This is a genomic window from Gemmobacter sp. (assembly GCF_016792925.1).
GTDB lineage: Bacteria > Pseudomonadota > Alphaproteobacteria > Rhodobacterales > Rhodobacteraceae > Gemmobacter.
This window is the reverse complement of sequence record NZ_JAEULU010000048.1, coordinates 1-13,796: the sequence shown is the minus strand read 5'-3', so window position 1 is coordinate 13,796 and position 13,796 is coordinate 1. Positions and strand designations below refer to the sequence as shown.

Sequence of the window (13,796 nt, the reverse complement as noted above, 5' to 3'; positions counted from 1 at the left end):
TATCAGCGCCGGAGAGGTGAACCATTTCCACCCCGATTATCGCGGGCAAGGAGAGCGGTGGCATCAGCCCAATCTGGAGGTGCTGGAGGTCTCGTATCGGCGCGCGTTGCAGGTTTGCACCGGGCTGGGCATCGGCATTTTCAACGCCAGCCGCGCCACAGAGCTGGATGTCTTTCCGCGCGTGGATTTTGACGCGGTCTTTCCGGGGTAAGTCTTACCCCAGAAGCGCGCCCGCCTGCGCCTCGGCGATCAAACCGGCAGCCGTGGCGGGGGGCAGGGGCAGCACGCCTTCCAGCCGCGTCACATCCATCACCGCCTCGGGCAAGGCCGTGGCGGGGGCGGGGCGCAGGGTGAAGGGCAGGGCGGCGGCCTCCAGCAGGGCGGCCATCTCCACCCCGCCGGGCAGCGCCACGTTCAGCACAGGCGGCAGCGGGCCGGGATGGGCCAGCAGCGCGGCCAGCACGCGGGCGAGGCTGACCGGGCCGATATAGCTGCGCACAGGGCTGCGGCCATCGGGGAACTGGTCGAGGCTGACCGGCCCCTGCCGCGCCGCACGGAACAGCGCGCCGGAGCCTGCGTAATTGCCGATGCGCAGCGCCGTGACTTCGGGGGCGCCTGCCATCGCCTGTTCCATCGCCAGTTTGGCCGCGCCATAGGCACTGAGCGGCGCGCAGGGACTGTTTTCCTGTGCCGGGCCGGGATGCGCGCCATAAACCGCCTGGCTGGAGGCCAGCAGCACGCGGGCAATGCCATGGGCGCGGGCCAAGGCCAAAGCGGTCTCGGCCAGACGGGTGTTCAGGGCCAGCGCCGCCGTATCGCCAGCGGTGACGCCGGCCAGCACCACGATGCCGGACAGACCGGCGGGCAGGGCAGGTGGCGCCTCGGCCAGAATATTCCAGCTTAAGGTCGGCACATCGGGCGGCGTCGCGGTGCCGGGGCGGTGCTGCCAGAGGCCGGGGCCCGCGCCCGGCGCAGCCATGGCCCAGACCCGCGCGAGCGAGCGGCCAATCTCGCCGCTGGCACCCAGGATCAGCGGGCCGGTTGCAGACATGGGGCCTCCCGAAACGGAAAGCCCCCGCGCGGGGAACGCGCGGGGGCTGTTGAGATCAACGGGCCAACAGGGCCTCGACGATGCGATCTGCGGCCTCCTCGGCGCCCAGATCCACGGTATTCACCGTGATCTCGGCGGCCTCGGGCGCCTCATAGGGGCTGTCGATGCCGGTGAAGTTCTTCAGCGCGCCAGAGCGGGCCTTTTTATAAAGCCCCTTCACATCGCGCGCCTCGGCCACTTCCAGCGGCGTGTTCACGAAGACCTCGATGAACTCGCCCGCTGCCATCAGATCGCGCACCATCCGGCGTTCGGAGCGGAAGGGCGAGATGAAGGCGGTCAGCACGATCAGGCCGGCATCGGTCATCAGACGCGCCACCTCGCCCACGCGGCGGATATTCTCCACCCGGTCGGCATCGGTGAAGCCCAGATCGCGGTTCAGGCCATGGCGCACATTGTCGCCATCCAGCAAGAAAGTGTGCTTGCCAAGCGCATGGAGCTTCTTTTCCACCAGATTGGCGATGGTGGATTTGCCCGAGCCCGACAGGCCGGTGAACCAGACCACGGCGGGTTTCTGGGTCTTCAGCGCCGCATGGGCCTCGCGGTTCACATCCACCGCCTGCCAGTGAATGTTCTGGCTGCGGCGCAGGGCGAAATGAATCATCCCGGCGGCGACCGTCGCATTGCTCATCCGGTCGATCAGGATGAACCCGCCCAGATCGGGGTTCTGCGCATAGGCCTCGAAGGGGATGGCGCGATCGAGCGAGATATTCACCACCCCGATCGCATTGAGGCCCAGCGTGCGCGAGGCCAGATGCTCCAGCGTGTTGACGTTCACCTCATATTTCGGCTCGGTCACCGTGGCGGTCACGGTCTGGGTGCCGATCTTCAGCAGGTAAGGGCGGCCGGGCAGCATGGCGGCCTCGTCCATCCAGACCAGCGTCGCCTCGAACTGATCGGCCACTTCGCAAGGCGCGTCGGCCTTCACGATCACATCGCCGCGCGAGCAATCCACCTCATCGGCGAAGGTGAGCGTCACCGATTGCCCGGCCACGGCCAGCGGCAAATCGCCATCATAGGTGACGATGGATTTGACGGTGGTGGTTTTGCCCGAGGGCAGCACGCGGATCGCATCGCCGGGCGCAATCACCCCGGTGCCGATCTGGCCCGCAAAGCCGCGGAAATCGAGGTTCGGGCGGTTCACCCATTGCACGGCCATGCGGAAATCATGGTCTTGCAGCCGGGTGTCATTCACCGGCGCCTCTTCCAGATGTTGCAGCAGGGTCGGGCCCTGATACCACGGCATCGCGGCGCTTTTGCTGGCGATATTCTCGCCCTTCAGCCCCGAAATCGGGATCGGCAGGAAGGATTGCATGCCGATCTGCTGGGCGAAATGCGAGTATTCCTTGACGATCTCGTAAAAGCGTTCCTGGGAATAGCCCACCAGATCCATCTTGTTGATGGCCAGCACCACATTGCGGATGCCCAGAAGCTGCACCAGATAGCTGTGGCGGCGGGTCTGGGTCAGCACGCCCTGGCGGGCATCAATCAGGATCACGGCCAGATCGGCGGTCGAGGCGCCGGTGACCATGTTCCGGGTATATTGTTCATGGCCGGGGGTATCGGCCACGATGAACTTGCGCTTTTCGGTCGCGAAGAAGCGATAGGCCACGTCGATGGTGATGCCCTGCTCGCGCTCGGCCGCCAGACCGTCGACCAGCAGCGCGAAATCAATATCGCCGCCCTGGGTGCCCACGGCCTTGCTGTCTTTTTCAAGGCTGGCCAGCTGATCTTCAAAGATCATCTTGGTGTCATAAAGCAGCCGCCCGATCAGGGTCGATTTGCCATCATCCACCGAGCCGCAGGTGATGAAGCGCAGCATGGTCTTGTGCTGGTGCTTCAGCAGGTAGGCGTCGATGTCTTCGGCGATCAGGGCATCGGTGACGTAGATGGACTCTTGCGCGCCAGCGTTCAGTTCCGCGGTCATCAGAAATACCCCTCCTGCTTTTTCTTCTCCATCGAGGCCGATTGATCATGGTCGATGGCGCGGCCCTGACGTTCCGAAGTGGTGGTCAGCAGCATTTCCTGAATGACTTCCGGCAGGGTCTTGGCCTCGGATTCCACGGCGCCGGTCAGCGGATAGCAGCCCAGCGTGCGGAAGCGGATCGAACGCATGACCGGGGTTTCGCCGGGTTCCAGCGGAAAGCGCTCGTCATCCACCATCAGCAGCAGGCCATTGCGCTCCACCGTCGGGCGCGGCTCGCTGAAATAGAGCGGCACGATCTCGATGCCTTCCAGATGGATATATTGCCAGATGTCCAGCTCGGTCCAGTTGGAGATCGGGAAGACCCGGATGCTTTCGCCCTTGGCCTTGCGGGTGTTGTATTGCTTCCACAGCTCGGGGCGCTGGTTCTTGGGGTCCCAGCGGTGATTGGCCGAGCGGAAGGAGAAGACGCGTTCTTTCGCGCGGGATTTCTCCTCGTCGCGGCGCGCGCCGCCAAAGGCCACATCGAAATTCCACTTGGTCAGCGCCTGTTTCAGACCTTCGGTCTTCCACATATCAGTGTGCAGGCTGCCGTGATCGAAGGGGTTGATGCCCTTCTCCATGGCTTCGGGGTTGTGATGCACCAGCAGGTCCATGCCCGCATCCTTCGCGGCCTTGTCGCGCAGGTCATACATCGCCTTGAACTTCCAGGTCGTGTCGACATGGAGCAGCGGGAAGGGCGGCGGCGCCGGGTAGAAGGCCTTCTTCGCCAGATGCAGCATGCAGGCACTGTCTTTGCCCACCGAATACAGCATCACCGGGTTTTCGGCATTTGCCACCACTTCCCGCATGATGTGGATGCTTTCGGCCTCAAGCCGTTGCAGGTGGGTCAGCGTGGCCTTGCTGATCTGGGGCGCGTTGCGCGTCGTCATGGTGACACCCTCTGAGACTGCCCTTGAAAACGGGTTGCGCGGGATGTGGCAAATTTTCGGGCTTTCTCCAAGGGGCGGGGCCGCGATTTACCACCAGATGCGCGAAAAATGCCTCTGCCGCCGGGGCTTTGAGCGCATGGAAGGTTTCGGGCCCGAGGCCGCGCGGGGAACAATGTTCTGCCGCCCCTGCCGTGGTCGGGAGAGCCGTCTTATTTCGGCAGCACGAGGTGAGCGTATAATCATTGTTATGTTGTATTACAGGCAAAACCCGCAAACCGCTGCCCGGCCAGAGCTGCGGGCGCAGGTGGAGAGGCACAGGTTGAGACACAGGCGCGCGGGCGCGCGCCTGTGTCTGCCCCGTCACTCCGGCAGAACGCGCACGGCGCCCTTGTCGGCGGAGGCCGCGAATTGCGCATAGACCTTCAGCGCGGTCGAGACCTGACGCTTGCGCGGCTCGGCCGGTTTCCAGCCCAGGGCATCCTGCGCGGCGCGGCGCTGTGCCAGCTCGGCCTCCGGCACCGCCAGATGGATGGTGCGGTTCGGAATGTCGATCTCGATCGGGTCGCCATCACGCACCAGGCCAATGGTGCCGCCCGCCGCCGCCTCGGGGCTGGCATGGCCGATCGAGAGGCCCGAGGTGCCGCCCGAAAAGCGGCCATCGGTGATCAGCGCGCAGGCCTTGCCCAGGCCTTTCGATTTCAGATAGCTGGTCGGATAGAGCATTTCCTGCATGCCGGGGCCGCCTTTCGGCCCCTCATAGCGGATCACCACCACATCGCCCGCCACCACCTTGCCGTTCAGAATGCCGTAAACGGCGGCATCCTGGCTTTCAAACACCACGGCCTTGCCGGTGAATTTCAGGATGGATTCGTCCACCCCGGCGGTTTTCACGATACAGCCATCCAGCGCGATATTGCCCTTCAGCACCGCAAGACCGCCATCCTTGGAGAAGGGCGTTTCCGCCGAGCGGATCACGCCATTGCTGCGGTCGGTGTCCAGATCGGGCCAGAGCGAGGATTGCGAGAAGGCCACCTGCGTCGGCACCCCCCCCGGCGCGGCCAGGAACAGCTTGCGCGCCTCGGGGTTGTTCGACTTGGCGATGTCCCATTGGTCGATGGCAGCGCCCAGCGTGGGGGCATGCACCGTGGGGCAATCGCGATGGATGAGGCCCGCGCGGTCCAGCTCGCCCAGAATGGCCATGATGCCGCCCGCGCGATGCACGTCTTCGATATGCACATCGGCCTTGTTCGGGGCCACCTTGCACAGGCAGGGCACCTTGCGGCTCATCCGGTCGATGTCATCCATGGTGAAATCCACCCCGCCCTCGATGGCGGCGGCCAGGATATGCAGCACGGTATTGGTCGAGCCGCCCATGGCGATATCCAGCGCGATGGCGTTTTCAAACGCGGCCTTGGTCGCGATGTTGCGCGGCAGGACCGAGGCATCCTCCTGCTCGTAATAGCGTTTGCAAAGTTCGACGGCGCGGCGCCCGGCCTCCAGGAACAGCTCCTTGCGATAGGCATGGGTGGCCAGCGTCGAGCCATTGCCGGGCAGCGAGAAGCCAAGCGCCTCGGTCAGGCAGTTCATCGAATTGGCGGTGAACATGCCCGAGCAGGAGCCGCAGGTCGGGCAGGCCGCCTGTTCGATCGCAGCCACATCGGCATCCGAGATCCGGTCATCGGCGGCGGCCACCATGGCATCCACGAGGTCGATGGCAATGGTGCGCCCGTCGCCCAGCGTGACCTTGCCCGCCTCCATCGGCCCGCCCGACACGAAAATGGCGGGGATGTTCAGCCGCATGGCGGCCATCAGCATGCCGGGGGTGATCTTGTCGCAATTGGAGATGCAGACCATGGCATCGGCGCAATGGGCGTTCACCATATATTCGACGCTGTCGGCGATCAGCTCGCGCGAGGGCAGCGAATAAAGCATCCCGTCATGGCCCATGGCGATGCCGTCATCCACGGCGATGGTGTTGAATTCCTTGGCGATGCCGCCCGCCGCCTCGACCTCGCGGGCGACCATTTGCCCAAGGTCTTTCAGATGCACATGGCCCGGCACGAATTGGGTGAAGCTGTTGACGATGGCGATGATCGGCTTGCCGAAGTCGCTGTCCTTCACGCCGGTCGCACGCCAGAGGCCACGGGCCCCCGCCATGTTGCGGCCATGGGTGGTGGTGCGGGAACGATATGCGGGCATGAGTTTGGCTTTCCGGCTGGCGATCTGCGGTGCAAGCAGTGCCGTTTTACGCGGCAAAAATCAACCGTTCACGGTAGCGCTCGTGCCCATGCCCGGTTCGGGCTTCGCCTCCGCCGCCGGGTTCTTCTCGGCGATGGAGAGCTTGTCTTCCCAGAATGCAGTCGAGGTCATGGCGCCATAGGCCCCCTGCCATTCCGCCTGCAAGGATTTGTAGCGCGACCGCAGGGTCAGGCTGTTGCGCAGCAGCCGCAGGCTTTCGCGCCAGAAGCGGCCAAAATCGCGCCGTACTGTATAGGCGGCGGTTTTCTGCGCGTTCAGATAGGTGATCCGGCGCGCGCCATAGACCATGCGGAAATCGTCACGGCGCGGCGCATCCAGCACCAGATCGGAGCCGAAGCGGCTGCCCAGCGGCAACAGATGGCCGTTCAAGGTGGCCAGCAGCAGCGCCCGCAGCGGGCGCGGCGCACGGCCCAGCCTCACGGCGGGCGCGTGGCCGATCGGCGCCCAGGCCTCGGTGGTGGTCAGGGCTTTCAGATCCTTGCGCCGCTCGGCCATATCGGCATGTTCGGCAAAGAATTGCGGGCCCCGCAACACGTCCTCGATGGCCAGATTGACCGCCGAGAGGCTGTCATAGTGATAACGCAGCACCGTGCGCCGGTAAAAGCTGAAGAACATGCGCTGCAAGCCGGACCAGCCCACATCCCTGGCAGGCAGGCTGAGGTGATGCGCCAGATGGCTGCGCATATCCAGATACCAGGTCTGGGGCGAGGCCTTGTCGGAAAAGCTTTCCTGAAACGAGGCGACGCCGGGCAGGGACGCGATGCGGAAATCATTGACCAGCGAAAAGCTGACATCATCGCCGCGCACGAAGAAGGGGAAAGCCAGATGCACCGCCTGCGCCACCGGGAAGGCAAAGAACCACCAGCCGGCGTAATGGCCCTGTGGTGCAGGGCCGGTGGTCTCAAACTCCATCGCCAGCACGGCGCTGGTGCTGCGCAGGTCACAGCCTGCGAACAGCGGGCGGCAGCCGCGATCGAAGACGGCGCCGTTTTCCCAGATCTGCCAGCGGTGATCGGCGTTGATCATGGCGCCCGCCACGGCGGTGCGCGGATCGGTGGCATAGGCCAGCAGCATCCAGGTGCGGGTGATGGCCCCCATATGCACCGAGGCGTCATCATCCATGAACAGGCAATGCGAGGCCCCGGCCTTGCGGGCTTCCATGAGGCCGCGGGTGAACCCCCCTGCCCCGCCCAGATTGGCATTCGGGAAGACGGTCACCCCCTCGCCCGAGGTCACCTCGACCGATTGGCCGTTATCGACCAGGAACATGCGGATATGATCGCAAAGCGGAGACCGGGCGCGGAACTTGCGGAAACGCTCGACCGTGGCGGTGACGGCCTGCTCGCGCTTGAAGGTGGTGACCGACAGCACCAGATCCGGGGTCCGGCGCGGCGCGGCAGAGGTGGTCCAGGCAAAATCTGCCAGATGCCCCTCGCCAAGCGCGGTCAGCTCGAAGAACATCACCGCGCGTGCGCCGGTGGCCTCGCTCAGGTCCAGCGGCACGTCCAGCGTGCCATCCAGCGTGATGGCCTCGCTATAGATCCGGTCCCAGGACCGGCTGGGGGTGGCCAGCCAGATCACGAGCTGGAAGCGGCCCTGCCCCCGCAGCCACAGCGCGATCGGCGTATCGCCACAGAGATCACGCCATTTGCCAAGGTTGAACAGGTTGAAATACCCGTCCATCGCCGCCGTGCCGCCTGGCCCGAAGACGATGCCGCCTTGCGACAGCGACATGCCCGCAGCCCCCCCAAGTCGCGCATAGGGGATGGTCTCGGTAGAGATCCCCGCCTCGGGCCAGATGGCCGGCTGGATCGCATGGCCGGTATCGGGACGGGTCTGTGCCAGAGGCAGGGACATGATCAGGCCTTTCGCTAATGTCTGGCGGCTCAGCCGGCGGTCTTGCCGTGACGCACCAGAACCTCCTCGACGGGAACCCGCTTGGATTGCGGCGTCAGCACGGCAGGGTCGTAATGACCCACCGCCACGAAGGAGATGAAGATCTCGTTGTCGGGTATGCCCAGGATCTTGCGAATGGCCATCTCGCGCTCGGTATTCATGGCGGTGTTCAGGCTGCACGAGCCCAGGCCCACCTGTTGCAGGCCCAAAAGCAGGTTCATCATGAACAGCCCGCCGTCGATGAAGGCCTGATTGCGCTCGGATGCAAAGAGGAAGGCCGTCAGATCAGCGGTGACCAGCAGCAATTTCGGCGGCATCTTGTAGCCCCCGAACCCCCCTTGCAGATCCAGCGCCGCCTTGATGGCGGCCTGATCCTCGAACTGATGCACCCGCGCGGCCTGCCGGTTGCAAACCGAGGGCGCCTGCATCGCAATCTGCACGGCGCGGCGGATATCCGCATCCTCGACCTTGGCGGTGGTGAAATCGCGGACACTGCGCCGCCCATAGACCACATCGAGGAAGCGGTTTTCCGGGTTCACATCCACCTTGACCTCCCGCTCGGCCCGGGCGGCCAGAACCCCGCCCTCCGAGGCCGGAGCCGCGTCGATCATCGCCTGGATCGGGGCCGCGAACAGGGCGCGGAAATCCGACACATCCACCCGCAGGGTCTTGTGACGGTCGAAATAGCTGCGCATCACGGCGGCGCCGGTGCGGAAGAACACATCCTGCGTGCTGCGCCCGGCAGCAAGCCAGGCGTTCATCTCCTTGGCCAGGCCCGGCACCGAGATCTTGCCGAAACCACCGCGGAAATCAGACCGGCTGAGCCCCTTTTCGATGGCATGGGCATGGAACATCATGCGCGCCCGCGCCCCGGCCGGCAGTTTCGACTGCATGCTTTTGGCATGGGCCGTCACAAAGCGCTCGTTGTCATCGAGCGCCAGTTTCAGGGCCAGTTCGGCATGGCTGGGGGCCTTTTTCCCGGCGGCAACCTGCATCGCCGCCTTGGGGATCTCTTGCACGGTGATGCTTTCGATCCGGGCGCCGGCGCCATCGCCGGAGAAATGCACAGCCCCCAGCATGAACTGGCTGAACCCGGCCTCCGGCATCATGAAATCAACCGTGTCGGTATGGCTGGTGGCGCTGCGGGACGTGACCTCGACCGTGCCGATCACGCGGAACTTGCCGGTATCGGGATTGCGCACATGCAGGTTCAGGGCCTTGCCGCTGGTTTGCACCTTCCAGGTGATGGTCAGGCGATAGGCCGCATCCTTCAGCAGCTCGAAGGGCAGATCGCACCAGACCAGATTGCCCCGGATCGCCCCGCCGGGGGCGACCGACAGCCGGGTGGCCGAGGGTTCCGCCGTGACGGTCCAGGCGTCGGAATTGGTGCTGAAGGCGGGCAGATCAATCCGGTCGGCGCCCCCGGCTGCGGCCTTGCTCTTGGCGGGAATGATCGACTTGATCGCGCCCAGAAGAGTGCCTCCCGCCGCCCCTGTCGTGCCGAGCGCGGCTTTCAGCCATTCGGTCGAGGTGCGGCGCCCGGCCTCGATCCGGCGATAGGCGGTGCTGTAATCCAGCGTCATGCCGACATTGGGATTGTCGCGGATCGCCTCGGGGGTATCGGTCTCCAACAGGCGGCGGGTTTCGCCAAAGCCCAGCGAGCCCAGCAGGCTTTTGAACCGGTCGGCGCCGCGATGCGTGTTGTAGATCGACGAGAACGGCTTGCCGAAAATCACCGCAAAGGCGGTGCCATGGAAGCTGTCGGTCACGACATAGCGCGAATTCCGATAGGCCGAGAGGAAATTCTCCGGGGCATCTTCCGCCAGGATTTCAAAGCGGGGATCCGTGAACAGCTCTGAGACCAGCTTGCGGCCATTGTCGGGGTTCGGGACCACCACGATCTTCTGCAAGCCCAGCTTGTCGGCCACCGACAGGGCAAGATCACGCTTGTGGGCATTGGGATCCAGATAGAAAACCGCCAGGTAATCGCCCGAAAGCTGGGCTGCGGCCTTGGCCGTCGCCTGTGCGGCCAGACCGTCATAGGTCTCGCGCGGCAGCAGGAAAACCGGGTCGACAACCTGGGTGGCCGCAACGCCGAAAACATCCTGCGCCGTGGCAATGGCGTAATTCTCGCGCACGGAGATGGCGCTGAATTTCTTCAGGTTCTCGCTGTGCTTGGCGACGAAATCGGGTTTGAACTTGGTGATGCCGCGATTGCCAAAGGAGGTGGCATAGGCGACCCGGCGGTTTTCGGGGCTGACGAAATCCAGGAACAGATCGTCATTCACCCGGCCGATCACCGGGTTCCACAGCTGATCACTGCCGACCACGAAGGTCGAGGCTTCCTCGTTCAGCTTGGGCAGCTTGGTGTAATGCTGCTGCTTTGTATAGGCATAGCCCATGCGCCGGGCGAAATCCATCGACAGCATGTCATCGGGCCATTGCACGCGATACCCGTTGTAGCCCAGAGGCTCATGCACCATCAAAACCTTGTAGCCCAACCCTTCAATGGCGCGGTTCAGGCCGAAATAGGTCAGGATCGAACCGTAATTCTTGCCATACCACCACCCCAGAATGCCGATGTCGTAGGGCTTCGTTTTCTGACTGGTCATTGCGGGCATCCTTACCTGATCGTGAAGTCGTCTTGGATATGGCGATGGCGCGTCTTTTGACACGCCGCCGCCCTTTGTCACAGGGGTGATTTTCGGAAAGCGGGGACCGGGCGGTTCTCTGCCAGACATTCCAGAAACAGGCTGGCCGTATCCATCGCCTCGCGGATGGTCACATCCATGTCGAGATAGCGGTAAGTGCCCAGCCGCCCCACGAAGGTGACGCCGCGCAGGGCTTCGGCGCGGGCGATGTATTCGCCCAGCAGGCTTTGCTCGGCCACCAGTCGAATCGGATAATAGGGGATGTCCTCCGGCCCGCAGGCGCGGCTGAACTCGCGGTAGCAGACACTGCCCTCATGGCTTTCCCAAGGGGCGAAATGCTTGTGTTCGGTGATGCGGGTGAAGGGCACATCGCGGTCACCGTAATTCATCACGGCACAGCCCTGATAGTCGCCCTGATGGGAGAATTGCTCAAAATCAAGGGTGCGATACCCCAGCCGGCCCAGCTCGTAATCAAAGAACCCGTCCAGCGGGCCGGACCAGATCACATGATCGGCCGTTTCGGCCATATCGGGGCTGTAGGGGGTGTTCAGCTCCACCGTGATGCCCGGATGATCAAGGATCGCCTCGATCATGGGCGTATAGCCGTCGCGCGGCATGCCCTGAAAGCGGTGGAAGAAATAGTTGTCGTCATAGTTGAAGCGCACTGGCAGGCGCTTGAGGATGGAGGCCGGCAGCTCGGTCGGCGAGCAGCCCCATTGCTTCTCGGTATAGCCCTTGAAGAAGGCCTCATAGAGATCGCGGCCCACGAAGCGCAGCGCCTGCTCCTCGAAGCTTTGCGGATCGGTGATCGACGTGTCCGCCTGCTCGGCCAGAAAGGCGCGGGCCTCGTCGGGGCCCAGGGTCTTGCCGAAGAACTGGTTGATGGTCAGCAGGTTGACCGGCAAGGAGTAAACCCCGCCCTGGGTGGTGGATTTCACCCGGTTCTGAAAGGGCATGAACTCGGTGAAGCTGTTCACATAGGTCCAGACTTCCTCGTCATCGGTATGGAAGATATGCGGCCCATAAACATGCATCAGCACGCCGGTCTCGGGATCGCGCCGGGTATAGCAATTGCCGCCGACATGATCGCGCGCATCAATGATCCGGCACTGATGACCGGCTTCCGCCAGCCTGCGGCCGATCACCGCACAGGACAGGCCTGCACCCACCAATAGTATCTGCATCGCTCAATTCCCCTGCATATGCCTTGCGTCTATGCCCCGTTCAAAACAGATACCCATGTCACCGACCATGGAACCCGCGCAGATATCAAATTCCGTTCAGGAGGCGGGCAAGCTCGCGCAGAACATTCTGCATGGCTCCCCCATCCTCCTCAGACCTTCCCAGCCCACGATTGTATCGCTCGCGTTCCTGATTGTAGTATTTCAGCCATGTCTCGTACCCGTCTGCCATGGCAGTGGCAAGATCGCGCACCATCCCGCGCAGCCTGTCTTGCTCGGCCGGGCTGAAATGATGGGCCGGCGAAAGATCAAGCCGCCCCGGAACGGCATTGGCCAGCGCCTGTTCCAGATCGGTCTGGAACAGCGGCTCGCGGAAGAACGCCCGATCCAGCCGCTTGGCATCTTCCAGACAGGCCTCGGCAATGCGCGCGAGATTGTCCTGGCCCAGCCTCGGTTTGGCTGCCTGCGGGTCCGCCTTGAGGTCACGGCTGACAAAACGGCACAGCTGGATGCGTGCCGCAGGAGGAATTCCCAAGGCCCGCATCTCGCGGTTGATCATCTGCAAACCGACCAGCGCCTTCAGCGTGACCGTCTGATTTTCGTAGAGGCTGTCTGACACGGTGAAACGGTCATGGCCCAGAACCTTGCTGAAGAAATCCTGCACTACATCCCCTTCGCGCAACCGGCTGCGGATGAAGGGGTAGAGCTTGAAATTCTTGCCGAAGACGCGCCTCCAGGCCCGGAAGCGCGGCGTATAGAGCGCCCGGCTGGAGACCAGGTATCGGTCCAGCCACAGGTCGAAATCCAGCGTGGTATAGCCACTTTTGGTCTGTTCGATGAAGGCCGAAAGAATGCGGTCGGCATGGGGCCGGGCATAGGCGATGACTTGCAGGCGCTGCGTGGGCTCCGGCCTGAAGCGCGCAATGATCCGGGTCTGGAACCAGCGCCGGATCGGGTTGGCGGGCAGCTTGCTTTTGGGCGGAGTCACGACCGGGGCCAGTTGCGCAGGATCTGCGTCGGAAAAGAATTCCGAGGAGACGATCAGATAATGGCCATTGGTCTGGCGCAACCAGGTCCTCAGCGCTTTTCGGGTCTCTTTCCAGCGGGCAGGCAGCTTGGTGCCCTTTTTCAGGGGATAGAAGCTGCGGGCCTGTGTGATCGCGTTGGCGCTGTGCTGGCCTGTCAGAAAAGGCACAAGCGTGGTGCCGCCGCTCTTGACCAGGCCCAATTGCATGGCTCGCTGGATTGAGGAGGTGCCTGTCTTGGGATCCCCGATATGGATCACGACATGCTTGGTCTTTATCTGCCGCATCGTTCTCTCAAATTTTTGTGCAGAGGAAGGCACCCTATACGCCGTGCAAAGCGGGCTTGGGGCAAGCCACCGACCACCGCCATCAACCATAGGCCCGCGACATGCGATTCAGACTGCACCAACGCCCCCCCTCTCGCTGCTTGGCCGGGCCTTGTCAAGCGAGAGCAAGACAACAAGGGGGAAGCTTGGCGGTTTCAGGCTTGGGGGCTGCCAGGGACGCTTGGCGAGCGATGCTGTCGGGCGAAGCCTGCCCTCCGTTGCCCGCGAGGGCGCGCCGATCTTCGCGCTGTGACGGTGAAAGATCGGGATCAACCGACCCATCCGTTCGACGGCAAGGAAGGGTTAACAGCGCGTCAACGCACAGGGCGCTGCCCTGCGATACTCGTTCCCGGTGCGCCGTGGTCCAGATATGACAAAGCCCCGACGGTTGGTCGGGGCTGGGTTTGGTTCGGTCGAACTGGTTGCGGGGGCAGGATTTGAACCTGCGGCCTTCAGGTTATGAGCCTGACGAGCTACCGGGCTGCTCCACCCCG

8 protein-coding genes and 1 pseudogene are annotated in these 13,796 nt (G+C 63.6%); 1 reads left to right on the top strand and 8 read right to left on the bottom strand.

Going from position 1 to position 13,796, the window contains the following annotated elements:
- A pseudogene (locus tag JNN06_RS02510) lies at positions 1-211 on the top strand (hypothetical protein); the annotation flags it as partial.
- Positions 212-214: 3 nt separating this feature from the next.
- Here the strand turns inward: JNN06_RS02510 and JNN06_RS02505 are convergent.
- From JNN06_RS02505 to JNN06_RS02470, 8 genes are all read right to left on the bottom strand, one after another.
- On the bottom strand, positions 215-1,051 hold the full coding sequence (locus JNN06_RS02505) for an NAD(P)-dependent oxidoreductase (RefSeq protein ID WP_291238021.1): 837 nt from the start codon (positions 1,049-1,051) through the stop codon (positions 215-217).
- A 55-nt stretch (positions 1,052-1,106) separates the two neighbouring features.
- Positions 1,107-3,035, bottom strand: coding sequence for a sulfate adenylyltransferase subunit CysN (gene cysN / locus JNN06_RS02500; RefSeq protein ID WP_291238020.1), 1,929 nt, complete (start codon positions 3,033-3,035; stop codon positions 1,107-1,109).
- On the bottom strand, positions 3,035-3,964 hold the full coding sequence (gene cysD, locus JNN06_RS02495) for a sulfate adenylyltransferase subunit CysD (RefSeq protein ID WP_291238019.1): 930 nt from the start codon (positions 3,962-3,964) through the stop codon (positions 3,035-3,037). Before cysD ends, cysN begins: the two co-directional genes overlap by 1 nt.
- A gap of 360 nt (positions 3,965-4,324) precedes the next feature.
- Complete coding sequence (gene ilvD / locus JNN06_RS02490; RefSeq protein WP_291238018.1) at positions 4,325-6,163, bottom strand: dihydroxy-acid dehydratase; 1,839 nt, start codon at positions 6,161-6,163, stop codon at positions 4,325-4,327.
- 60 nt (positions 6,164-6,223) lie between these two features.
- Positions 6,224-8,080, bottom strand: coding sequence for a hypothetical protein (locus JNN06_RS02485; RefSeq protein ID WP_291238017.1), 1,857 nt, complete (start codon positions 8,078-8,080; stop codon positions 6,224-6,226).
- A 29-nt stretch (positions 8,081-8,109) separates the two neighbouring features.
- Positions 8,110-10,731, bottom strand: a complete 2,622-nt coding sequence (locus tag JNN06_RS02480; protein WP_291238016.1) for a polysaccharide pyruvyl transferase family protein — start codon at positions 10,729-10,731, stop codon at positions 8,110-8,112.
- Between the two features lie 77 nt (positions 10,732-10,808).
- Positions 10,809-11,954: a UDP-galactopyranose mutase gene (glf, locus tag JNN06_RS02475; protein WP_291238015.1), complete on the bottom strand. Its 1,146-nt coding sequence runs from the start codon at positions 11,952-11,954 to the stop codon at positions 10,809-10,811.
- A gap of 85 nt (positions 11,955-12,039) precedes the next feature.
- Positions 12,040-13,185 (bottom strand): hypothetical protein, encoded by a 1,146-nt coding sequence (locus tag JNN06_RS02470; protein ID WP_291238014.1) that lies wholly within the window; start codon positions 13,183-13,185, stop codon positions 12,040-12,042.
- Positions 13,186-13,796 lie beyond the last annotated feature (611 nt).